This window comes from Streptomyces sp. iso_384, assembly GCF_056172905.1.
Genome location: NZ_JBWBTT010000001.1, coordinates 5,777,574 through 5,799,636, shown reverse-complemented (window position 1 = coordinate 5,799,636; position 22,063 = coordinate 5,777,574). Strand labels below are relative to the sequence as shown.

Sequence of the window (22,063 nt, the reverse complement as noted above, 5' to 3'; positions counted from 1 at the left end):
CGCTACAGCCAGCCCGCGAACTCCAGATTGACCTCGCCCATCTGCCGCCGCCCCTCGGCCAGCGCGCGGGTGCCCGACTCCACCGCCCGGAACAGCGTCCAGCCGTGCAGCCGCGTCTGCTCCACCTCCAGCGACTCCGCCAGCTTCTTGACCCGCCGCCGGGCCGTCGCCGGTCCGCCCGGGGAGGCGATCAGATCCTCCACCCGGTCCCGCACCAGCCGCGCCAGGTCGTAGGCGCGCTCGCCCACCAACGGCTCCGGACCCACCGTCAGCCACGGCGCCCGCTCCCCGGACAGCACCTTGCTCTGCCGGAAGTTGCCGTGCAGCAACAGCAGTTCGGGCGAGCCCTCGACCAGCTCCGCCCGCGCCGCGAGTGCCGCGTCCACCAGCGGGGCCAGCTCCGCATCGGCCTCGGCCGCCGCCCGCATCCCGGCGCACTGCCGCCCGGTCCGCCCGGCCACGCTCTCGAAGGCATGCCCGGCGGGCGGCTCCACCCACAGCCGGCGCAGCGTACCCGCCGCCTCCAGCAGGGCCTTCGCCTCCGGCAGCGAGCGCAGCGACACCTCGTGGTGCAGCCGCTCCAGCAGCAGCGCGCCGGACGCGCCGAGCTCCGGGGCGGGCAGCGGCTGCACCGCGCCCCAGCCGTTCCAGTGCTCCAGCGCGGCCCGCTCCAGCTCAGGACCGGCGACCGGCGGGGCGATCTTCAGCGCGGCCGGGGTCCCGTCGGCCCGCCGCACCAGAACCACCAGGGAACTGCGCCCGCCGGGGGCGGCCACCCGCTCCGCGGTGAGGTCGTCCCCGGCGGTGAGCGCCTGTTCGGTCAGCGCGGGGAGCCCGGCCAGCCAGTCGGCCGCCGCACCGTCCCCGTACATCTCACCGAGCGCGCGCACCAGGCGCGGCGGCGGTTCGAAACCCATACGTCGTGTGTTCCCTTTCCGGTCCTTCGTCTCAGCGCGCGCCGTCCGCGCCGGCGGCCTCCACCGGGCCCGTCGCGGCCGGATCCGCACCGGCGGCCCGCTCCGCGAGCCCCGGAAAGGCTACGTTGCCGCCCCGCCAGCGGGCCGACCGCACCGCGGCCTCCCGCAGCGCGCCCGCGGCGTCCTTGCGCCGGGCGCCCTCGGTGGCGCGTACGAGATCGGCGTACGCGCCCGCGATCCGGTCCTCCAGCACCGCGGCCAGCCGCTCCGCCGACGGCGCGTCCGCGACGGCGAACGGCAGAGCGTACGCGGCGTCCGAGGCCACCGGCCGCCCGCCCAGGTCCCGGGCGGTGCGTGTCAGCGCGTCCCGTCGGGCCCGGTGCCCGTCGTACGCGGCACGGGCCTCGGCGCCCCGCTTCCCGTCGAGCCGGCCGCCCAGCGCCCCGTAGCCGTACACCGCGGCGTGCTCGGCGGCCAGGGCAGCCTGGACGGCGGTCAGCTCGGGGGAGTCGGAGTCGGCGTCGTCATCGGATCGCCGTACGGAACGGGTGCTCATGCGGCTGTCTCCTCGGCCAGTTCGGTCAGCAGATACGCGTGCGCCGCGGCGGCGGCCGCCACCGAGGCCAGCAGCCGGGCCAGCTCCGGCTCCGCGGTCAGCAGGGCCTCGGTGTACGCGTCCGCCCGGCGGCGTTCGGCGGCCGCCAGCTCCTTCACCGCCGCCTTCGGCTCGGTGGACACCGGCCCGGGTGCCGCGGGAGCAGCGTCGGTCTTCGGGCGGCTCTTCTCGCGCGGCGGCGCCAGCGCCTTCTCGTGCTCCCGCACGGCCGCCCGCAGGGGCGCCAGGCCCGCGGCGGTCGCCGGATGGGCCCCGGCCACCAGGTCGTACTGGGCGAGCAGGAGGGCGCCGTCGCGCACCGCCTTCTCGCGGAGCGTCCTCTCGGCCTTCGCGGCGGTCGCCCGTGCGCCGGAGTGCGCCGGTCTCCCGCTCTCCTTCGCCCCGTCGCCGCCCCCGCAGCCGGTCAGCACCGCACCCAGGGCGAGGGCTCCCGTCGCGGTGAGCGCCCCCCTGCGCGTCGTCCCCGTGCGCCGCACGTTTCTCCTTCGGGCCTGGACCGGTCCTGACAGGATCTGTCCTCATGTGATCACCGCAGGCGAGCGTACCCGCGGCCGAGCGGCAGGCGGACGGCAACACCCCTGGCGACCGGATACCCTTTGACCTGACGCACGACGATCCCCACAACAGCACACGCGGCCGAGGAGTCACCCGGATGAGCACCACCCAGAGCGAGAGGCTGCGCGGGCTGCTGGAACCGCTCGTCAGCGCGCAGCAGCTGGACCTCGAGGAGATCGAGGTGTCCCGGGCCGGCCGCCGAGGAGTGCTGCGGATCATCGTGGACTCCGAGGAGGGCGTGGAGCTGGACGCCTGCGCGGAGCTGAGCCGCGCGATCTCCGCGAAGCTGGACGAGACCGACGCGATGGGCGACGACGAGTACGTCCTCGAAGTCAGCTCCCCCGGCGCGGACCGCCCGCTGACCGAGCACCGCCACTACGTACGCGCCATCGGCCGGCTGGCCAGGTTCCACCTGGCCGGCGACGGATCCGGTGAGCTGGTCGCCCGCATCCTCGCCGTCGACGAGGACGGGCTCGACCTCGAAGTGCCCGGCGTCAAGGGCCGCAAGCCCACCGCCCGCCGCCTGGCTTTCGACGAGATCGCCAAGGCGCGCGTGGAGATCGAATTCAACCGCAAGGACAAGAAGGAAGAGGAGGCGTAGCCGTGGACATCGATGTGAAGCTTCTGAAGGGCTTGGCGCAGGACAAGGAGATCCCCTTCGACGTGCTCGTCGGGGCGATCGAGTCGGCCCTCCTCATCGCGTACCACCGCACCGACGGCAGCCACCGCCGGGCGCGCGTGAAGCTCGACGAGAACGGCCACGTCACCGTGTGGGCCAAGGAGGACCCGGCCGACCTCGAAGAGGGCCAGGAGCCCAAGGAGTTCGACGACACCCCGTCCGGATTCGGCCGGATCGCCGCGACCACCGCCAAGCAGGTCATCCTGCAGCGGCTGCGCGATGCCGAGGACGACCGCACCTTCGGGGAGTACGCGGGGCACGAGGGCGATGTCGTCACGGGCGTCGTCCAGCAGGGCAAGGACCCCAAGAACGTCCTGGTCGACATCGGCAAGATGGAAGCCATGCTGCCCGTCCAGGAGCAGGTCCCGGGCGAGGAGTACACCCATGGTCTGCGCCTTCGTACGTATGTCGTACGGGTCGCCAAGGGCGTGCGCGGTCCGTCGGTGACGCTGTCGCGCACCCACCCCAACCTGGTGAAGAAGCTCTTCGCGCTGGAGGTCCCGGAGATCGCGGACGGCTCGGTGGTCATCGAGGCCATCGCCCGCGAGGCCGGCCACCGCACCAAGATCGCCGTACGCTCCACCCGCGCCGGCCTGAACCCCAAGGGCGCCTGCATCGGCCCGATGGGGAGCCGGGTGCGCAACGTCATGGCCGAGCTGCACGGCGAGAAGATCGACATCGTGGACTGGTCCGACGACCCGGCCGAGATGGTCGCCAACGCCCTGTCGCCCGCCCGGGTGAGCGAGGTCGAGGTCGTCGACCTCGGCGCCCGTTCCGCCCGGGTCACCGTGCCGGACTACCAGCTGTCGCTGGCGATCGGCAAGGAGGGCCAGAACGCCCGGCTCGCCGCCCGCCTCACCGGCTGGCGCATCGACATCCGTCCCGACACCGAGACGGACGAGGAGCGCGAGAACGCCGACCGCGAGCGGGCCGAGCGGGCCCGCGAGCGCTCGGAAAGGCGTTGACCCGGAGCGGGTCCAGGGAATAGATCTTGGCCGTACGTCGCTGAGATCACGACAACATCCGTTCGATTTTTGCCCCCAAGGGGTGACGTCGGTACGGGGAGGTAGACTTAAACGTGTCTGGCCGGACGCAAGCCCGCGCTTGCCCCGAGCGAACCTGTGTGGGATGCCGGGAGCGAGCGGCCCAGAGCGAGCTGCTGCGCATCGTGGTGGACGAGGGCGCCTGCGCCCCTGATCCACGCGGTACGCTGCCCGGCCGGGGTGCTTACGTGCACCCTGTCTCTGTCTGTCTCGACCTGGCGGTTCGCCGCCGGGCGTTCCCCCGGGCCTTCAAGGCCAAGGGGCCGTTCGACACCGCGGCACTCACGCGGTTCGTCGAGCGGGTGACACCGTAAGAAAAGTGAACGGCACGGGACCCCGTGCGGTCAGGTACCTCGCGAGTTGGAAGTAGGTCGAGATTGCGATGAGCACTCGATGAGTACGCGATGAGTACGCCCATGAAGTAGCGACGGTCCGGCGGTAACCCGGACCTAAAAGGAGCGAAGTGGCTAAGGTCCGGGTATACGAACTCGCCAAGGAGTTCGGCGTCGAGAGCAAGGTCGTCATGGCCAAGCTCCAAGAACTCGGTGAATTCGTCCGTTCGGCGTCCTCGACGATCGAGGCGCCGGTTGTACGTAAGTTGACCGACGCACTGCAGGGGCCCGGCGGCAACGCCGGCAAGTCCGCTGCCAAGCCTGGTGCGCCCCGCAAGGCGGCGCCCGCGAAGCCCGCAGCGCCCTCCCCGGCCGCTGCGGCACGTCCCGCTGCCCCCAAGCCCGGCGCACCGGCTCCCAAGCCGGCCGCCGCCGAGGCCCCGAGCAGCACCCCGGCGGCGCCCTCCGCGCCGTCGGCGGGCCCCCGTCCGGGCCCGAAGCCCGCGCCGAAGGCGGCCCCGGTGACCCCGGTCCCGGCCGCCGAGTTCTCGGCTCCGGCTCCGGCCCAGCCGGCTGCCCCCCAGCAGCCCCAGGCCCCGCGTCCCGCGGGTGCCACCCCGGGTCCCCGTCCCGCCCCCGCCCGTCCGGCTCCGGCCGGCGGCCAGCGTGACGGCGGTCAGCGCGACGGCGGCCAGCGTGACGGCGGCCGTGGCGGCGAGCGTGGCGGCGACCGCCCCGCACGTCCCGCGGGCCAGGGCGCACCGCGCCCCGGCGGCGCCCGTCCGGCCGGTCCCCGTCCGGGCAACAACCCCTTCACCTCCGGCGGTTCCACCGGCATGGCGCGCCCCTCGGCGCCCCGTCCCGGCGGTGCCCCGCGCCCCGGTGGCGGCTCGGAGCGCCCCGGCGCCCCGCGCCCCCAGGGCAGCGGCCCCGGCGGCGCCCCGCGTCCGCAGGGTGGTCAGGGTCAGGGCGGTGCCCGTCCCACTCCGGGCGGCATGCCCCGCCCGCAGGCTCCGCGTCCCGGCGGCGGTCCCGCCGGTAACCGCCCGAACCCGGGCATGATGCCGCAGCGTCCCGCCGCGGGCCCGCGTCCCGGTGGTGGCCCCGGCGGTGGCCGTGGTCCCGGCGGTGGCGGTCGTCCCGGCGGTGCCGGTGGTGGCGGTCGTCCCGGTGGCGGCGGCTTCGCCGGTCGTCCCGGTGGCGGTGGCGGCGGCGGCTTCGCCGGTCGTCCGGCCGGTCCCGGTGGCGGCGGCGGTGCCGGTCGTCCCGGTGGCGGCGGCGGCTTCGGCGGTCGTCCCGGCTTCGGTGGCCGTCCCGGCGGCCCCGGTGGCCGTGGTGGCACGCAGGGTGCGTTCGGCCGTCCCGGCGGTCCGGCGCGTCGTGGCCGTAAGTCGAAGCGGCAGAGGCGCCAGGAGTACGAGGCCATGCAGGCCCCGTCGGTCGGCGGCGTCATGCTGCCTCGCGGCAACGGACAGGCCGTCCGGCTGTCGCGCGGCGCCTCGCTCACCGACTTCGCGGAGAAGATCAACGCCAACCCGGCGTCGCTCGTCGCCGTGATGATGAACCTCGGCGAGATGGTCACCGCCACGCAGTCCGTTTCCGACGAGACGCTCCGGCTTCTCGCCGAGGAGATGAACTACGTCCTGGAGATCGTCAGCCCCGAGGAGGAGGACCGCGAGCTGCTCGAGTCCTTCGACATCGAGTTCGGCGAGGACGAGGGCGGCGAAGAGGCTCTGGTCTCGCGTCCGCCGGTCGTGACCGTCATGGGTCACGTCGACCACGGTAAGACCCGACTGCTGGACGCGATCCGCAAGACGAACGTCGTTGCGGGCGAGGCCGGCGGCATCACCCAGCACATCGGTGCCTACCAGGTCTCCTCCGAGGTCAACGGCGAGGACCGCAAGATCACCTTCATCGACACCCCGGGTCACGAGGCGTTCACCGCCATGCGTGCCCGTGGTGCGAAGTCGACCGACATCGCGATCCTCGTGGTGGCGGCCAACGACGGTGTGATGCCCCAGACGATCGAGGCGCTGAACCACGCCAAGGCGGCCGAGGTGCCGATCGTGGTCGCGGTCAACAAGATCGACGTCGAGGGCGCCGACCCGACCAAGGTGCGCGGTCAGCTCACCGAGTTCGGTCTGGTGGCCGAGGAGTACGGCGGCGACACGATGTTCGTCGACATCTCCGCCAAGCAGGGCCTCAACATCGAGGCTCTTCTGGAGGCCGTCGTCCTCACCGCCGACGCCTCGCTCGACCTGCGGGCCAACCCGGAGCAGGACGCGCAGGGTATTGCGATCGAGTCCCACCTCGACCGCGGTCGCGGTGCCGTCTCGACCGTCCTGGTCCAGCGCGGAACGCTGCGCATCGGTGACACGGTGGTCGTGGGCGACGCGTACGGCCGTGTCCGGGCGATGCTCGACGACAGCGGTCAGAACGTCCAGGAAGCGGGTCCCTCGACCCCCGTCCTGGTGCTCGGTCTCACCAACGTCCCGGGCGCCGGCGACAATCTCCTGGTCGTCGACGAGGACCGTACGGCCCGTCAGATCGCCGAGAAGCGTGCCGCCCGTGAGCGCAACGCCAACTTCGCCCGCAAGGGCGTCCGGTTCTCCCTGGAGAACCTGGACGAGGCGCTCAAGGCCGGTCTGGTCCAGGAGCTCAACCTCATCATCAAGGGCGACGCGTCCGGTTCGGTGGAGGCTCTCGAGTCCTCGCTGCTCCAGCTCGACGTCGGTGAAGAGGTCGACATCCGGATCCTGCACCGTGGTGTGGGTGCGGTCACCGAGTCGGACATCAACCTGGCGACGGGTTCCGACGCCATCGTGATCGGCTTCAACGTGCGCGCCGCAGGGCGTGCCGAGCAGATGGCCGAGCGCGAAGGCGTGGACGTCCGGTACTACTCGGTCATCTACCAGGCGATCGAAGAGATCGAAGCGGCCCTCAAGGGCCTGCTCAAGCCGGAGTACGAAGAGGTCGAGCTCGGCACGGCGGAGATCCGCGAGATCTTCCGCTCGTCCAAGCTGGGCAACATCGCCGGTGTGCTGGTCCGCTCCGGCGAGGTCAAGCGCAACACCAAGGCGCGCCTGCTGCGCGATGGCAAGGTCATCGCGGAGAGCCTCAACATCTCCGGTCTGCGCCGCTTCAAGGACGACGTCACCGAGATCCGCGAAGGCTTCGAGGGCGGTATCAACCTCGGAAACTTCAACGACATCAAGATCGACGACGTCATCGCGACGTACGAGATGCGCGAGAAGCCGCGAGGCTGATCCGCAAGGATTGGGCCGGGTCCCGGGGGTTCGCCCCCGGAACCCGGCCAACACGGTCGGAGCCGGTCGACGGGGCGTATTTCCGTCGATCGGCTCCGGCCGTTCCGGTACGGTTCTGGTGTCCCCGGCAAGCTCTGGCGGGGCGCGAACCCGAACCGGCGGGACATCCGGACACGCATGTATGTGGGGACCCTGTCCTTCGATCTGCTCCTCGGCGACGTACGGTCGTTGAAGGAGAAGCGTTCCGTCGTCCGCCCGATCGTGGCCGAGCTCCAGCGCAAGTACGCGGTGAGCGTGGCCGAGACCGGCGGACAGAATCTCCACCGCAGGGCCGAGATCGGCCTTGCCGTGGTCTCCGGGGACACCGGACACCTCACGGACGTACTGGACCGCTGCGAGCGGCTGGTCGCGGGACGCCCGGAGGTGGAGCTGCTGTCGGTGAGACGGCGGCTGCACAGTGACGAAGACTGACAGTCGAGCGAAATCAGAAGGAAGAGTGACGGACCGGTGACCGACAACGCGCGGGCCCGCAAGCTGGCCGATCGCATCCAGGTCGTGGTCGCGGAGACCCTGGACCGGCGAATCAAGGATCCGCGGCTGGGCTTCGTGACGATCACGGACGCCCGGGTCACCGGCGACCTGCGGGAGGCCACGGTCTTCTACACGGTCTACGGCGACGACGAGGAGCGCGCGGCCTCCGCCGCCGCGCTGGAGAGCGCCAAGGGCGTCCTCCGTACCGAGGTCGGACGGCAGACCGGGGTCCGGTTCACGCCGAGCCTGGCCTTCGTCCCGGACGCCCTCCCGGACAACGCCCGCACCATCGAGGACCTCCTCGACAAGGCGCGGGCCAAGGACGCGGAGGTGCGCCAGGTGTCCACGGGCGCGAGCTACGCCGGCGACGCCGACCCGTACCGCAAGCCCGAGGACGAGGACGACGAGGCGGACACCCCCGGCTCGACCGACAAGAACGAGGGCCCCGCCTCCGCATGACCGAGCAGACCACCACGCCGGACGGCCTTGTCATCGTCGACAAGCCGTCCGGCTTCACTTCGCACGACGTCGTCGCCAAGATGCGCGGCATCGCCCGCACCAGGCGCGTCGGCCACGCCGGCACCCTGGACCCGATGGCGACCGGAGTGCTCGTGCTCGGCGTCCAGCGGGCCACCAAGCTGCTCGGCCACCTCGCGCTGACCGAGAAGGAGTATCTCGGCACGATCCGGCTCGGCCAGGACACCGTCACCGACGACGCCGAGGGCGAGATCACCTCGTCCACCGACGCCTCCGGTGTGACGCGTGAAGGCATCGACGCGGGCGTGGCCGCCCTGACCGGTGCGATCATGCAGGTGCCGTCCAAGGTCAGCGCCATCAAGATCGACGGCAAGCGGTCCTACGCGCGGGTGCGCGGCGGCGAGGAGTTCGAGATCCCGGCCCGCCCGGTGACCGTCTCCTCCTTCCGGGTCTACGACGTCCGCGAGGCCGTCGCCGAGGACGGCACCCCCGTTCTCGACCTGGTCGTCTCCGTCGTCTGCTCCTCCGGGACGTACATCCGGGCGCTGGCCCGCGACCTCGGCGCCGGCCTCGGCGTCGGCGGCCATCTGACCGCGCTGCGCCGCACCCGGGTCGGCCCGTACGGACTGGACGCGGCCCGGACGCTCGATCAGCACCAGGAGGCGCTGACCGTGATGCCGGTCGCCGATGCGGCCGCCTCCGCGTTCCCCCGCTGGGACGTGGACGAGAAGCGCGCCAAGCTGCTCCTCAACGGCGTACGGCTGGACATGCCCGCGCATCCGCAGGGGCCGGTCGCGGTCTTCGGGCCCGACGGCACGTTCCTCGTGCTCGTCGAGGAGGAGAAGGGCAAGGCCAAGAGCCTCGCCGTCTTCGCCTGACCCGGGGCGTGTCCGGCGGACGCGCCGACCGATCGTTGTGGAGCGGGCACCACCCCCCAACCGGCGCCCGCTCCACGTTTCCCCTCCCCGGCACCATCCCTGCTCCTCGGGGGACACGCCTATTCACCCCAACGGACGGGCGCTCGGAGTGAATACCGGGGGCGTGGGGGGCGCTTTCCGCGTCCGTGCGCTCCGGGAGATCACCGGCGGCCTACCGTCGGACCATGGGCAGTGGGGACCGGTCGAAGCTGGTAAGAATCTGTGATCAGGCCGGCCGGCCGCGAGGGACGGGATTCGTCGCGGACGACCGCGGCACGGTCGTCACCGCCCATCAGGCCGTCACCTCCCCGGGCCCGCTCCTCCTCCACGGCACCGACGGCCGCACCTGCTCCGTCGCCCCCGACGACATCACCGCGCTGCCCGCCCTGGGCCTGGCCCTCCTGCGCACCGGCGGCCCCGACACCCTCGACGCCGAACCGCTGCCCATCGCCGGACGCGACCGCGCCGAGCCGGGCGGCTACGTGGACATCGCCGCCCACGGACGGCGCGAGGCCCGGGTGCTCGGCACCATCCCCGCCGTCTGCACCGCACCGGACGGCACCGCCCACCCGGTCCCCGCCGCCCTGGAGCTGGCCCTCGGCACCGACGGGCGCGACGCCCTGCGCTCGGGCGGGGCGGCCATCGGCGGACCGGTCACCGACCCGGCCACCGGCGCGGTCCTCGGCATCCTCTGCACCGCCCTCACCGCCCCGCACGAGGCGGCCGGCCTCGCCCTGCCGATCGTCCGGGGCGTGGACGACACCCTGGACGCCCTGCTGCGCCGCAACGCCACCGCCGCCCCCGCCTACGGCCCCGACCTGAACCTCGCCGGGGCGCTCCAGCTCACCGCCACCTCCGTCGGCTCGGCGGACGGTCCGGGGGCCCGTACCGCACCGGTCGAGCGCGACGAGGTCCACGCCGAGCTCGCCGCCTTCGCCGCCGGTACGGGGCCGGTCCTCGGCCTCGTCGGAGCGCCCGGCACCGGCCGCACCACCGAGCTGGCCGCCCTCGCCGCCCGCCGCGCCGACGGCGGCGCGCCCGCGCCCACCCTCTGGCTGCGCGGCGCGGACCTGCTGGCCGACGACACCTCCGTCGCCGACGCCGCGAGCCGTACGCTCATCCGCTCCGCCCGGATCGTCTCCGCCGCGGGCGCCCGGGGCGACATGGGCACCGCCACCCCGGAGCGCGTCGCCCGGCTCGCCGCCGAGGCCGGGCACCCGCTCCTGGTGGTCCTCGACGGGCCCGAGGAGATGCCGCCGCTGCTGGCCCACCGGCTCGCCGACTGGACGGCCGGCACCGCGCGCTGGCTGCGCGAGCACGGCGTCCGGCTCGTCGTCGCCTGCCGCCCCGAGCACTGGGAGACCGCGGGCGGCCTCTGGCCCCCGGACGCCCTGCACCGCCCGCGGCACCCCGCCCGCCGGCTGCCGCCCGCCCTGCGCCTGGGCGACCTCACCCCCGAGCAGGCCGAGCGGGCCAAGGAGGCGTACGGCATCCCGCCCACCGCCCTCGCCCCCGGCCACGACCGGCACCCGCTGACCCTGCGGCTCCTCGCCGAGGTCCGCGCCGCCCTGCCGCCCGGGGTGCCGGGCCGCCCCGACACCGAGGACGTCTTCGGCGCCCACCTCGACCTGCTGTGCGTGCGCGCCGCCGTCCGGATCGCGGCCGCCGCCGACGAACAGCCACGCGGCGCGGCCGTGCGCCGGCTGGCCGCCCGGGTCGCGGGCCAGGTCCACGAGGCGGCCCGCCGCTGTCTGGGACCCGGCCAGGGCGAGCTGGACCGGGCGGCGTTCGAGGAGATCTTCCCCTGGCGCACCGGCTGGGCCTCCGCCGTGCTCACCGAGGGCGTCCTCGTCCCCGCCGGAGCGGGCTACCGCTTCGCCCACGAGGAGCTCGGCGACTGGGTGCAGGGCGCCCACCTCGACCTGGACGCCGCCCTGCGCTCCCTGGTGCACCGCTGGCACCGGGGGAGTACGGGCCCCGTCCCGCACCCGCACCGCGGCGGCGAGCCCCGCAGCCTGCCCGTGCCCCGGCACCGCATCGGGCCGGTGATCCAGGCGATGGTGCTCCTCGGCCGCCGCCAGGGCACCGCCGCGCTCGCGCACCGGATGGCCGACCTGATCGAGGCGCTGGACCGGCTGTGGACCGACGAGGGCCCGCGCGACGAGGACGCCGCCTGGTGGGCGGCCCACCTGCTGAACGGCAGCCTGCTGCGGGTGCCCGACGCCCGCCCGTACCTCGGCGTCCTGCGGGTCCTCGCCGGGCGCATCACCCGCCGCTCCGCCGCCCCCGACGGACCCGGCGACCTCGGGGCGTACGGGGAGTTCGGGCCCTGGTTCTGGCGGCGGCTGCGACTGCCCGAGGAGGACCGGATCGACCTGCTCCGCCGTCTGGTGCCCGCCGACGGGCTGCCCCGCACCGACGGCGACGAACGCTATCTGGACGCGGTCGCCCGCCGCCTCGCCCTGGACGCGCCGACCGTGCAGCCGCTGCTGTGCCGCTGGTTCACCGACGAACGCCCGCTGCTCGTGGGCCCCGACGCGCCGGGCGTCCCCCTGCGCCCCACCGTCGCCACCGCCGCGCAGGCCCTGCTCTACGCCCGCCGCGACCTCGCCCTCGACGATCTGACCGACGCGCTGATCGCCACCCCGCACCAGCGGGCCGGGGAACTGCTGCTGGCCCTCGCGGAGGACGAGCCGACCGTGCTCTGCCGGGCCGTCGAGCGCTGGGCCCGCGACGAGGACCGCCCGGCCCGCCGCTCCGCCGCCGCCCGCTACGCCGGGCTCCTCCAGCAGCGGGTCACCGCCGAGGGCGACCGGGCCCTGCTGCGCTCCGCCGCCCTCGTGCTGCTGGACCGGGCCGAGGACGCCGAGCTGCACGCCGCCGCCCTCACTCTCCTCGTCCGCGACCCGGTGGCCAGGAGGAGCCACCTCCCGGCGGCCCTGCGCGCGTTCGCCGCCGGAGACTCCCGGCTCTCCGTCGAACTGCTCGCCGAGGTGTTCCCGGCCCACCCGGAGCCGGTCCTCGCCGCCCTCCGCGCCCGCCTCGCCCGACCCGGCGACGGCGGGGGAGCGGTGCTGCGGGCGCTGGCCGGCCTCGACACGCCCGCGCTCGCGCTGCACGTCGCCGGGCTCGTACGGGAGTACATCGACGCCCACCCCGAGGACGGCACGCACGCCGCCGAGTACGTCGACCTCCGCCTGGAGCACGGTCCCGCCGCCCGGGCGCTCCTGCTGCCCCTGGTCACCGGGCTGCTGCGGGACCGCCCCGCCCCGCCGCCGGTGCGGGCCGCGCTCGCCCGGGTCCTCGCCGGGGCCGGGAGCCCCGCGTCCGGGCCGCTGCGGGCCGAGCTGCTGGAGGTGCTGCTGGAATTCGAGCAGGTCACCGGCCGCGACCCGGATGTGCTGGAGGCCCTGCTCCGGGCCGCCGCCGAGGGTTCGGGGCGCCGCTCGGAGATCCGTACCCGCGCCCTCGTCCACCGCACCGGAATGCTGCTGGTCCGCACCCCCGAGGGCGCCGCCCGCTTCGACCGGGGCCTGGTCGAACTCGCCCGCGAGGTGCCCGGATTCGCCGCCCTCGTCACCCGCTGGCTGGCCGACGCCCCGCAGGAGTGGGCGGCGGTCGTGGGCCCGAGCGCCCGGCGCACCGTCGAGGCGTTGGAGACATCACGTCCGCCGATGTCGATGCCGATGCAGGCGGCGGGGCGTGAGCATGGCAGTCTTAGACCTGCGTAATCGACATACACACGTACACAGGTTCGGGCGAGGAGCGGTCACAGTGCAGCGCTGGCGTGGCTTGGAGGACATCCCCCAGGACTGGGGGCGCAGCGTCGTCACCATCGGCTCCTACGACGGCGTGCACCGCGGACACCAGCTGATCATCGGCCGGGCCGTCGAACACGCCCGTGAGCTGGGCGTTCCGTCCGTCGTCGTCACCTTCGACCCGCACCCCAGCGAGGTCGTCCGCCCCGGCAGCCACCCGCCGCTGCTGGCCCCGCACCACCGCCGCGCGGAGCTGATGGCGGAGCTGGGCGTGGACGCCCTGCTGATCCTGCCGTTCACCACCGAGTTCTCGAAGCTGTCGCCCGCCGACTTCATCGCGAAGGTCCTCGTCGACCGGCTGCACGCCCAGGCCGTCATCGAGGGCCCCAACTTCCGCTTCGGCCACAAGGCCGCGGGGAACGTCGCGCTGCTGACCGAGCTGGGTACCACCTACGACTACACCGTCGAGGTCATCGACCTGTACGTCACCGGCGAGGCGGGCGGCGGGCAGCCGTTCTCCTCCACCCTCACCCGCCGGCTGATCGCCGAGGGCGATGTCGCCGGGGCGGCCGAGATCCTCGGCCGCCCGCACCGCGTCGAGGGCATCGTGGTGCGCGGCGCGCAGCGCGGCCGGGAGCTGGGCTTCCCGACGGCCAACGTCGAGACCCTGCCGCACACCGCGATCCCCGCCGACGGCGTCTACGCCGGCTGGCTGGAGGTCAACGGCGAGTCGATGCCCGCCGCGATCTCGGTCGGCACGAACCCGCAGTTCGACGGCGTCGACCGGACGGTGGAGGCCTACGCCATCGACCGGGTCGACCTGGACCTGTACGGGCTGCACGTGGCCGTCGAGTTCCTCGCGTACGTCCGCGGCATGCTGAAGTTCGACACGATCGACGACCTCCTGGTCGCCATGGCCGCCGATGTGAAGCGCTCCAGCGAGCTGATCGCCGCGTACGACCGAGCGCACTGACGACAGGCCCCACGCCCACCGTGCGTCCCGCCCCGGGACGGCGGATGCTGACAGGGTGCGCGACATCCTGTCCGATCTCCGTGCCCGGTGCGCCGACGGCGTCCCCTTCGCCCTGGCGACCGTCGTCGCAGTGCACGGCAGCGCGCCCCGCGACCCCGGCGCGGTCATGGCCGTCGACGCGGCGGGCACGGTCCTCGGCAGCGTCTCCGGCGGCTGCGTCGAGGGCGATCTGTACGAGGTGGCCCGCGAGGTGCTCGCCGGGGCGGGGCCGCGCGTGGTGTCGTACGGGATCAGCGACGACGAGGCGTTCGGTGTCGGGCTGACCTGCGGCGGCACCATCGAGGTCCTGGTGCGCGCGTACGCCTCGGAGGGCGAGCGGGCCGAGCTCGCGGACCTGCTCGACCTGATCGCCGCCGACCGGCCGGTGGCCGAGGCCACCGTTCTGTCCGGCGAGGCGGAGACCGGCGCCCGCCTGGTGGTCCGCCCCGCCGACGCCGGGCCCACCACCGGCACGCTGGGGAATGAAGGGCTCGACGCCGCCGTCACCGACGACGCCCGGGGCCTGCTGGCCCAGGGGCTCACCGGCATCCAGCGGTACGGAGCGCACGGCCGGCGCCGGATGCAGGAGGTCGCCGTCTTCGTCCGGACGTACGCCGCGCCGCCGCGCATGCTCGTCTTCGGCGCGATCGACCACGCGGCGGCCACCGCCCGCATCGGCTCGTTCCTCGGCTACCGCGTCACCGTCTGCGACGCCCGCCCCGCCTTCGCCACCCGGGAACGCTTCCCCACCGCCGACGAGGTGGTCCGCGCCTGGCCGCACACCTACCTGGAGTCCACCGAGGTCGACGCCCGCACGGTGATCTGCGTCCTCACCCACGACCCCAGGTTCGACGTGCCCCTGCTCGTCGCGGCCCTGCGCACGCCCGCCGCGTACATCGGCGTGATGGGCAGCCGCCGCACCCACCACGACCGGCTGGCCCGGCTCCGCGCGGCCGGGGTGGACGAGGCGCATCTCGCGCGCCTCGCCTCACCCGTGGGCCTCGACCTCGGAGCCCGTACGCCGGAGGAGACGGCCGTCTCCATCGCCGCCGAGATCATCCAGCACCGCTGGGGCGGCACGGGCCGCCCGCTCGGCGATCTGACCGGCGCGATCCACCGGGACCGATGAGTTCCGGCCGGTCGGGAGGTCATCACACCGGAACATCCGCAGACCTGTACGCGCAGACCGCTGCACGCGCAGCCGGAGGACCCCATGGCCAAGCTCATCTACTCCATGATGACCTCGCTCGACGGCTACGCCGAGGCGGCGGAGGGCGGCCTCGGCGCCGGGGCCGAGGACCCGGAGGTGACACCTTCGTCAACGACCTCTTCCGCCCCGTCGGCACCTACCTCTACGGCCGGCGGATGTACGAGACGATGGTCTACTGGGAGACCGCGCACACCGAGCCCGACCAGCCGCCCCACATCGTGCAGTACGCCCGCGACTGGCAGGCCGCCGAGAAGGTCGTGTACTCCACGACGCTCGACTCGGTGTCCAGCGAGCGGACCAGGATCGAGCGGACCTTCGACCCGGACGCGCTCCGCCGGCTCAAGGCCGGGGCGGACGCCGACCTCACCGTCGACGGCCCGAACCTCGCCGCCCAGGCCATCGCGGCCGGCCTGGTCGACGAGTACCACCTCTTCGTCACCACGAGCGTGGTCGGCGGCGGCAAACGGTTCTTCCCCGACGGTGTGCGCCTCGACCTCGAACTCGTCGAGGAGCGTGCCTTCGCCGCAAGTGGGCTGATCCACGCCCGCTACCGGACCCGCTGAGGAGCACCGGCCTCAGTTCGCCGGCAGCTCGGCGCTCTCACCGCACGCCGCCGCCCAGTGGCATGCCACCTGGGTGTCCCCGCCCCCGTTCAGTACCGGCAGATCCACCGTGCGGCACGCCTCCGCCACCCCCGCCCGCTCCGCCTCGCCCGAGGCCAGCACCTGGCAGCGGACGTGGAACCGGCAGCCGGAGGGCACCTTCGAGGGGTCCGGCGGCTCCCCGGCCAGTACGACCGGTTCGCCCTCCGCCTCCGGGAGCACCGACAGCAGGGCTCGGGTGTACGGGTGCTGAGGGGCCGTGAGCAGCTGCTCGACCGGGCCCGTCTCGACGATCCGGCCCAGATACATCACCGCCACCCGGTCCGCGATGTTCCAGGCGAGCCCCAGATCGTGGGTGACCACCAGCGCGGAGAGCCCCAGCTCGTCGCGGAGCCGCAGCAGCAGCGCCAGGATCTCGCCCCGTACCGACGCGTCCAGCGAGGCCACCGGCTCGTCGGCCACGATCAGCTCCGGCTCCAGCACCAACGCCCCGGCGATCACCACGCGTTGACGCTGACCGCCCGACAGCTCGTGCGGGAAGCGCAGGAAGAACCGCTCCGGCGGGCGGAGACCGGCCCGGGAGAGGGCTTCCGACACGGCCGCCCGCTCGTCGCCCGCGTACCCGTGGATGCGCAGCCCCTCGGCCACCGCGTCGTACACCGTGTGCCGGGGGTTGAGCGAGCCGCTCGGATCCTGGAGGACCAGCTGCACGCGCTTGCGGTACGCCTTGAGCGCCCGGCCCGTGTAGTCGAGCGGTGCACCGCCGAAGGTGACCCGCCCCGAGGTGGGCGGCACCAGGCCGAGCAGCGACCGGGCGAGCGTCGTCTTGCCGCAGCCGGACTCGCCGACCAGCGCGACGATCTCGCCGGGCCTGATGTCGAGGTCGACGCCGTCGACGGCCCGGGCGGTGGCGGCCCCGCGCCGGCCGGGGAAGGCGACCTTCAGCGTCTCGGCGCTGAGCAGGGGAGCGGTGCCGGCCGGGGAGAGCCCGGCCTGAGGGGTGGTGCTCATCGGGTGCTCCTCGCTTCTTCGTCCCCGTGCCGTGCGCGGTCCGCTCCGACCAGCACACAGGCCGCCCTGCGCTCGGCCCCGGCCTCCCGCAGCTCCTGGTCCTCGGTGGCGCAGGGGTCGAGCGCCACCGGACAGCGCGGATGGAACGTACAGCCGCCCGGCAGCGCCGCCGGGTCCGGCGGGTCGCCCGGCAGCCCGCGCGGGGCGTGCCGGGAATACGGGTCGCCGATCCTCGGGAAGGCGGCGGAGAGCGCCTTTCCGTACGGATGGCGGGCGTCCGCGTACACCTGCCGGGCCGGGCCCTCTTCGACGACCCGGCCCGCGTACATCACCGAGAGCCGGTCGCAGGTGTCGGCGAGCACCGCGAGGTCGTGGCTGATCATGATCAGCCCGACGTCCTGGTCGGCCACCAGCTGCTCGATCAGCCGCAGGATCTGCGCCTGGATCATCACATCGAGGGCGGTGGTCGGCTCGTCCGCGACGATCAGGCGCGGATCGCAGGCCAGTGCCATGGCGATCATCACGCGCTGCCGCTGCCCGCCGGACAGCTCGTGCGGATAGGCCTGGGCGCGGGCGGCGGGCAGCCCGACCTGCTCCATCAGCTCACCGGCCCGCTTGCGGGCGGCGGCGGGCGTGGCCCTGCCGTGCAGCAGGATCGGCTCGGCGATCTGGTCGCCGATCCGGTGCACGGCGTTCAGCGAGTGCATCGCGCCCTGGAAGACGATCGACGCCCCCGCCCAGCGGACCGCCCGCAGCCGGCCCCACTTCATGGTCAGGATGTCCTCGCCGTCGAGCAGGATCTCGCCGGACAGCGTGGCCGTCGTCGGCAGCAGCCGCAGCAGCGCGAGGGCCAGCGTCGACTTGCCGCAGCCGGACTCCCCGGCGATGCCGAGCTTCTGCCCGGCCTCGACCCGCAGATCGACGCCCCGTACGGCGGGCACGGCGTCGGCCCCGCTCCCGTAGGTGACGGTCAGGTTCCGCACCTCCAGGAGCGGCGGATCACCGGTGGGCTTCGTCGTGCCGGGCGAGCCGGACGGGTCCGGGTTCGGTGTGGTGGTCGTGGTGGCGGCGGTCAACGGGACACCCCCAGTTTGGGGTTGAGCACGGACTCGATGGCGCGGCCGCACAGCGTGAAGGCGAGGGCGACGACGGCGATGGCGAGTCCGGGCGGAGCGAGGTACCACCAGTTGCCGGAGCTGACCGCGCCGGCCTCGCGGGCGTCCTGGAGCAGACCGCCCCAGGAGACGATCGTGGGATCGCTGAGCCCGAGGAAGGCGAGGGTCGCCTCGGTGAGGATGGCGGTGGAGATCACGAGCGTGGTCTGGGCCAGCACCAGCGGCATCACATTGGGCAGGACGTGCCGCGACATGATGTGGCGGTGTCCGCCGCCGAGCGCGCGGGAGCGTTCGATGTACGGGCGGGACTCGACGGACAGCGTCTGGGCCCGGACCAGCCGGGCGGTCGTCGGCCAGGTCGTCACGCCGATCGCCAGGATCGTCGTCCAGACCGACCGGGACAGGACCGTGGCCAGCGCGATGGCCAGCACCAGGGTCGGCATGACCAGGAACCAGTCCGTCACCCGCATGACGACGGTCGCGTACCAGCCCTTGAAGTGGCCCGCGGTGATCCCGACCAGGGTGCCGATCGCCACCGACAGGAACGCGGCGAGCAGCCCGACGGTCAGTGAGACCCGGGTGCCCCAGAGCATGAGAGCCAGCAGACTGCGCCCGAACTGGTCGGTACCGAGCGGGAACTCAGCGCTCGGCTCCTCCATCGGGCCGCCCGGAGCGTTGGTCACGCTCTGCGAGTCGGCCCCCACCAGCAGGGGCGCGGTCAGCGCGAGCAGGGCGATCACCGCGAGCACGGCGAGGCCGACGAGCCCGGCCCGGTGCGTGCGGTACTGCCGCCAGAAGCGGGCCACCGCCTGCCGCCGCCGGGCCCGGGTGAGCGCCCGCGGGCCCGGTCCACGGACCTCCCCGGGGGTCTTCGAGGGCTTCTCCATCGACGTCGTCATCGGCCCACCCGGGGATCGAGCAGCGGATAGATCACATCGGCGAGCGTGTTCATCAGGATCACCGCGGCGGCGAACACGAAGAACAACGCCTGCACCAACGGCAGGTCGGGCACGCTCAGCGCCTGGTAGAACAGGCCGCCGAGGCCCGGCCAGGAGAACACCGTCTCCACCAGGATCGCGCCGGCCACCGTCGTACCGAGGTTCACGAAGAGCAGCGTCACGGTCGGCAGCATCGCGTTCGGCACGGCGTGCCTGCGGCGCACGAGGTCGTCGCGCAGCCCCTTGGCGCGGGCGGTGGTCAGATAGTCGCTGCCCATCTCGTCCAGCAGCGAGGAACGCATCACCAGCAGGGTCCGCGCGTACTCCACGGCGACCAGCGTGACGACGGGCAGCACCAGGTGGTGGGCGATGTCCAGCACCCGGTCGAAGCCCTCGGTGTTCCCGGACTCCATCCCGCCGGTCGGGAAGAGCCCGGGGATCGGGCCGATGCCCACCGACAGCGTGATGATGAGGAGCAGACCGAGCCAGAACGAGGGCACCGAGTACAGCGTCAGCGCGAACGCCGTGTTGGCCCGGTCCCCGGCGCTGCCGTTGCGCCAGGCGGAGCGCGCGCCCAGCCAGATGCCGAGCAGCGTGTAGATCACGAAGGCGGTGCCGGTCAGCAGCAGGGTGGCGGGCAGCGCCTCGGCGACCTTGTCGATGACCGGGGCGCGGAACTGGTACGACGTACCGAAGTCGCCGGTCAGCGCCTTGCCGCAGTACTGCGTGAACTGCTGCCACAGCGGCAGGTCGAGGCCGAACTCGCGGCGCATCGCCGCGATCTGCTCGGTCGACACCTGACGGCCGCCGGTCATCTGCTTGACCGGGTCGCCGGGGATCAGCCGGAAGAGGAAGAAGCTGGTGACGAGGACGGCGAAGAGGGAGACGGCCGCACCGGCGAGCTTGCCCGCCGCATAGCGGGCGTAGGCGGCGGTGGAGCGGGAGCGCGGGGAGCGGGCCGACGGCCCGGCCGGAGCCGGGCCGCCGGATTCGGTGCTCTCCACGCCTGCCGCGCCTTTCAACAGCGCGGGAGTGCTTTCTGAGCTCATGGACTATTCACGGTCTTCCGCGGTGGAGCGGCGACGCATGGCGAACAGCAGTCCGCCACCGGCGAGGACGACGACGGCGATCCCGACCCCGATGAGCACCCCGGTGGAGGAGCCACCGGAGTCGGAGGAACCGGACGAGGAGGCCCCGGCGGCCGGGACCGCCGACCACCAGCTCCAGTAGCCGTCCTGGCCGTAGATGTTGCCCGCGGCCGACGGCATGGTGGTGATGGACTCGATGTGGTCGGTGCGGTAGGCCTCGACGGCATTCGGGTACGCCATGACGTTCATGTACCCGGTGTCGTACAGCCGCGACTCCAGTTGCTTGACCAGATCCGCCCGCTTGGCGGGGTCGTACTCCGCCAGTTGCTTCTTGTAGAGCTCGTCGTACTGCTTGTCGCAGATGAAGTTGTCGGTCGCGGCCGACTCCTTCGCCTTGGACGGCAGGGCGGCGCAGGTGTGGATGGAGAGGACGAAGTCGGGGTCCGGGTTGACGGACCAGCCGTCGAAGGCGAGGTCGTACTCACCGGCGTACCAGGGGTCGGAGACGTTGTCGAGGCAGTCGACCTTCAGCCCGATGCCCTGCGCGCCCCACCACTCCTGGAGGTACTTGCCGATCGCCTTGTCGTTGGGGTCGGTGGCGTGGCAGAGGATACGGAAGTCCAGCGGCTTGCCGTCCTTGCCGACGCGCTTGCCCGCGCCGTTCTTCTTGTACCCGGCCTCGTCGAGGAGGGAGGCCGCCTTCGCCGGGTCGTAGGCGAGCTTCTGGCCGTCCGCCGGCTTCCAGAAGTAGTCGCCGAAGCGCGGCGGGATGTAGCCCTCGCCCTCGACGGCGTGGCCCTGGAAGACCTTGTCGATGATGGTCTTGCGGTCGACCGCCATGAACAGCGCGTGCCGCACCTTCTGGTCCAGCAGCGCCGGGTGGCCGTCGCCGAACTTCTGTCCGTCCTTGGTCCGGGCTCCGGGGTTGACGGCGAGCGCGAAGAAGCGGCGGCCCGGGGCGTCGTTCACCTTGATGTCCGGGGCGCTCTCCAGCGAGGCGGACTGGGCGGGCGTCAGGCTGGGGCTGCCCGCGACGAAGGAGACCTCACCCTTGCGCAGGGCGGCCACCGCCGCGTCCTGGTCCTTGTAGTAGCGGAAGACCAGCTCGTCGAACTTGGGCGAGCCGCGCCAGAAGTCCTTGTTGGCCTTGAGCTTCACATAGCTGTCGACCTTGTAGTCCGTCAGGATGAACGGACCGTTCCCCACGATGGGGAATTCCTGGTCGTTGTTGAACTTCGAGAAGTCGTCGACCTTGTCCCAGAGGTGTTTCGGGACGATCGGGACGTCGAGCGCGGCCATCGTGGCCTGCGGCTCCTTGAGCTTGATGACCAGCTTGTCCTTGCTGGGCGCGGTCACTTCCTCGAAGTTTCCGACGAAGCTGCCGTTGGAGGTCGCGGCGCCCTCGTCGGTCATCATCGTGTTGAACGTCCAGGCCGCGTCCTCGGCGGTGGCCTGCTGCCCGTCGGACCACTTCGAGTCCGAGCGGATCGTGTACGTCCACGTCAGCTTGTCGGCGGAGGGCTCCCACGCGGTGGCGAGGCCCGGGATCGCCTTGTTGTCCTTGGCGTCGTAGTTGGTGAGGTAGTCGTACATCAGCCGGTGGATGCTCGTGCTGACCAGCCGCTGCGCGAGGAACGGGCTGAGCGAGTCGACGCTCTGCGCGACGGCGACCGTGAGCGTCGTCTTCCCGTCGTCGGCGCGGGCCTCGGAGGGCGTGGGCGCGAGCGGATTTCCCGGGACGACGGACCCGGCGGCGAGCGCCAGGGCGGCCGCGCCGGAGGCCAGCAGGAGGCGCAGACGTCGGCGTGGCCGGGAGGAGCGGGTGGGGACTCTTGTGACCATGGACGGGGACCTCGCGTCATCACTCGCTGGGAGAAGGCGGGTAGATCTCTGGTTCGCCAGTTGGTGAAGCGAAGGTTTATCAGCGGTGGTCGAGGCTCGTCAACGGTGTGTCAAACCGCGTGTGGGCTGCGGGAATGCGGAAGGGCTCGCACCG

18 protein-coding genes and 1 pseudogene are annotated in these 22,063 nt (G+C 73.1%); 11 read left to right on the top strand and 8 right to left on the bottom strand.

Annotated elements, in window-relative coordinates:
* Nucleotides 1-2 precede the first annotated feature (2 nt).
* From AC0VY3_RS25890 to AC0VY3_RS25880, 3 genes are read right to left on the bottom strand one after another with little or no spacing between them, the layout of a single operon-like run.
* Nucleotides 3-917: an aminoglycoside phosphotransferase family protein gene (locus tag AC0VY3_RS25890; protein WP_475550710.1), complete on the bottom strand. Its 915-nt coding sequence runs from the start codon at nt 915-917 to the stop codon at nt 3-5.
* Between the two features lie 31 nt (nt 918-948).
* The gene (locus tag AC0VY3_RS25885) at nt 949-1,473 is read right to left on the bottom strand and encodes a ferritin-like domain-containing protein (RefSeq protein WP_242737000.1); all 525 of its coding nucleotides are present in this window, start codon (nt 1,471-1,473) and stop codon (nt 949-951) included.
* Nucleotides 1,470-2,009, bottom strand: coding sequence for a hypothetical protein (locus AC0VY3_RS25880; protein ID WP_475550709.1), 540 nt, complete (start codon nt 2,007-2,009; stop codon nt 1,470-1,472). Before AC0VY3_RS25880 ends, AC0VY3_RS25885 begins: the two co-directional genes overlap by 4 nt.
* 176 nt (nt 2,010-2,185) lie before the next feature.
* Between AC0VY3_RS25880 and rimP the strand changes: the two genes are divergently transcribed.
* The 11 genes and pseudogenes from rimP to AC0VY3_RS25825 all read left to right on the top strand — a co-directional run bounded on the left by rimP (nt 2,186) and on the right by AC0VY3_RS25825 (nt 15,876).
* Complete coding sequence (gene rimP / locus AC0VY3_RS25875) at nt 2,186-2,689, top strand: ribosome maturation factor RimP (RefSeq protein WP_103507495.1); 504 nt, start codon at nt 2,186-2,188, stop codon at nt 2,687-2,689.
* A gap of 2 nt (nt 2,690-2,691) precedes the next feature.
* On the top strand, nt 2,692-3,732 hold the full coding sequence (gene nusA / locus AC0VY3_RS25870; protein WP_030629635.1) for a transcription termination factor NusA: 1,041 nt from the start codon (nt 2,692-2,694) through the stop codon (nt 3,730-3,732).
* Between the two features lie 113 nt (nt 3,733-3,845).
* On the top strand, nt 3,846-4,124 hold the full coding sequence (locus AC0VY3_RS25865) for a YlxR family protein (protein ID WP_475550708.1): 279 nt from the start codon (nt 3,846-3,848) through the stop codon (nt 4,122-4,124).
* Between the two features lie 149 nt (nt 4,125-4,273).
* Entirely contained in the window at nt 4,274-7,408 is a 3,135-nt protein-coding gene (gene infB / locus AC0VY3_RS25860) for a translation initiation factor IF-2 (protein WP_475550707.1), read from the top strand.
* Nucleotides 7,409-7,585: 177 nt separating this feature from the next.
* Complete coding sequence (locus tag AC0VY3_RS25855) at nt 7,586-7,879, top strand: DUF503 domain-containing protein (RefSeq protein ID WP_030085244.1); 294 nt, start codon at nt 7,586-7,588, stop codon at nt 7,877-7,879.
* Between the two features lie 36 nt (nt 7,880-7,915).
* Nucleotides 7,916-8,398, top strand: a complete 483-nt coding sequence (gene rbfA, locus AC0VY3_RS25850; RefSeq protein WP_103507995.1) for a 30S ribosome-binding factor RbfA — start codon at nt 7,916-7,918, stop codon at nt 8,396-8,398.
* Entirely contained in the window at nt 8,395-9,294 is a 900-nt protein-coding gene (gene truB / locus AC0VY3_RS25845) for a tRNA pseudouridine(55) synthase TruB (protein WP_103507994.1), read from the top strand. The genes rbfA and truB overlap by 4 nt, the downstream gene beginning before the upstream one ends.
* Before the next feature lie 224 nt (nt 9,295-9,518).
* Nucleotides 9,519-13,064 (top strand): trypsin-like peptidase domain-containing protein, encoded by a 3,546-nt coding sequence (locus AC0VY3_RS25840; RefSeq protein WP_475550706.1) that lies wholly within the window; start codon nt 9,519-9,521, stop codon nt 13,062-13,064.
* 43 nt (nt 13,065-13,107) lie between these two features.
* Nucleotides 13,108-14,064, top strand: coding sequence for a bifunctional riboflavin kinase/FAD synthetase (locus AC0VY3_RS25835; RefSeq protein ID WP_242737012.1), 957 nt, complete (start codon nt 13,108-13,110; stop codon nt 14,062-14,064).
* Nucleotides 14,065-14,119: 55 nt separating this feature from the next.
* Entirely contained in the window at nt 14,120-15,232 is a 1,113-nt protein-coding gene (locus tag AC0VY3_RS25830; protein ID WP_475550705.1) for an XdhC family protein, read from the top strand.
* An 84-nt stretch (nt 15,233-15,316) separates the two neighbouring features.
* A pseudogene (locus AC0VY3_RS25825) lies at nt 15,317-15,876 on the top strand (dihydrofolate reductase family protein).
* 12 nt (nt 15,877-15,888) lie between these two features.
* On the opposite strand, the gene AC0VY3_RS25820 reads toward AC0VY3_RS25825, so the two are convergent.
* The 5 genes from AC0VY3_RS25820 to AC0VY3_RS25800 are packed head-to-tail and all read right to left on the bottom strand — an operon-like array spanning nt 15,889 to nt 21,909.
* Nucleotides 15,889-16,926, bottom strand: a complete 1,038-nt coding sequence (locus AC0VY3_RS25820; protein WP_103507355.1) for an oligopeptide/dipeptide ABC transporter ATP-binding protein — start codon at nt 16,924-16,926, stop codon at nt 15,889-15,891.
* Complete coding sequence (locus AC0VY3_RS25815; RefSeq protein WP_103507356.1) at nt 16,923-18,002, bottom strand: ABC transporter ATP-binding protein; 1,080 nt, start codon at nt 18,000-18,002, stop codon at nt 16,923-16,925. Before AC0VY3_RS25815 ends, AC0VY3_RS25820 begins: the two co-directional genes overlap by 4 nt.
* Nucleotides 17,999-18,940, bottom strand: a complete 942-nt coding sequence (locus tag AC0VY3_RS25810; protein WP_181010714.1) for an ABC transporter permease — start codon at nt 18,938-18,940, stop codon at nt 17,999-18,001. Before AC0VY3_RS25810 ends, AC0VY3_RS25815 begins: the two co-directional genes overlap by 4 nt.
* Nucleotides 18,937-20,028 carry an ABC transporter permease gene (locus AC0VY3_RS25805; RefSeq protein ID WP_103507358.1) on the bottom strand — a complete coding sequence of 364 codons (1,092 nt, stop codon included), beginning with the start codon at nt 20,026-20,028 and terminating at the stop codon, nt 18,937-18,939. Before AC0VY3_RS25805 ends, AC0VY3_RS25810 begins: the two co-directional genes overlap by 4 nt.
* 3 nt (nt 20,029-20,031) lie before the next feature.
* Nucleotides 20,032-21,909: an ABC transporter substrate-binding protein gene (locus tag AC0VY3_RS25800; protein WP_103507359.1), complete on the bottom strand. Its 1,878-nt coding sequence runs from the start codon at nt 21,907-21,909 to the stop codon at nt 20,032-20,034.
* Nucleotides 21,910-22,063 lie beyond the last annotated feature (154 nt).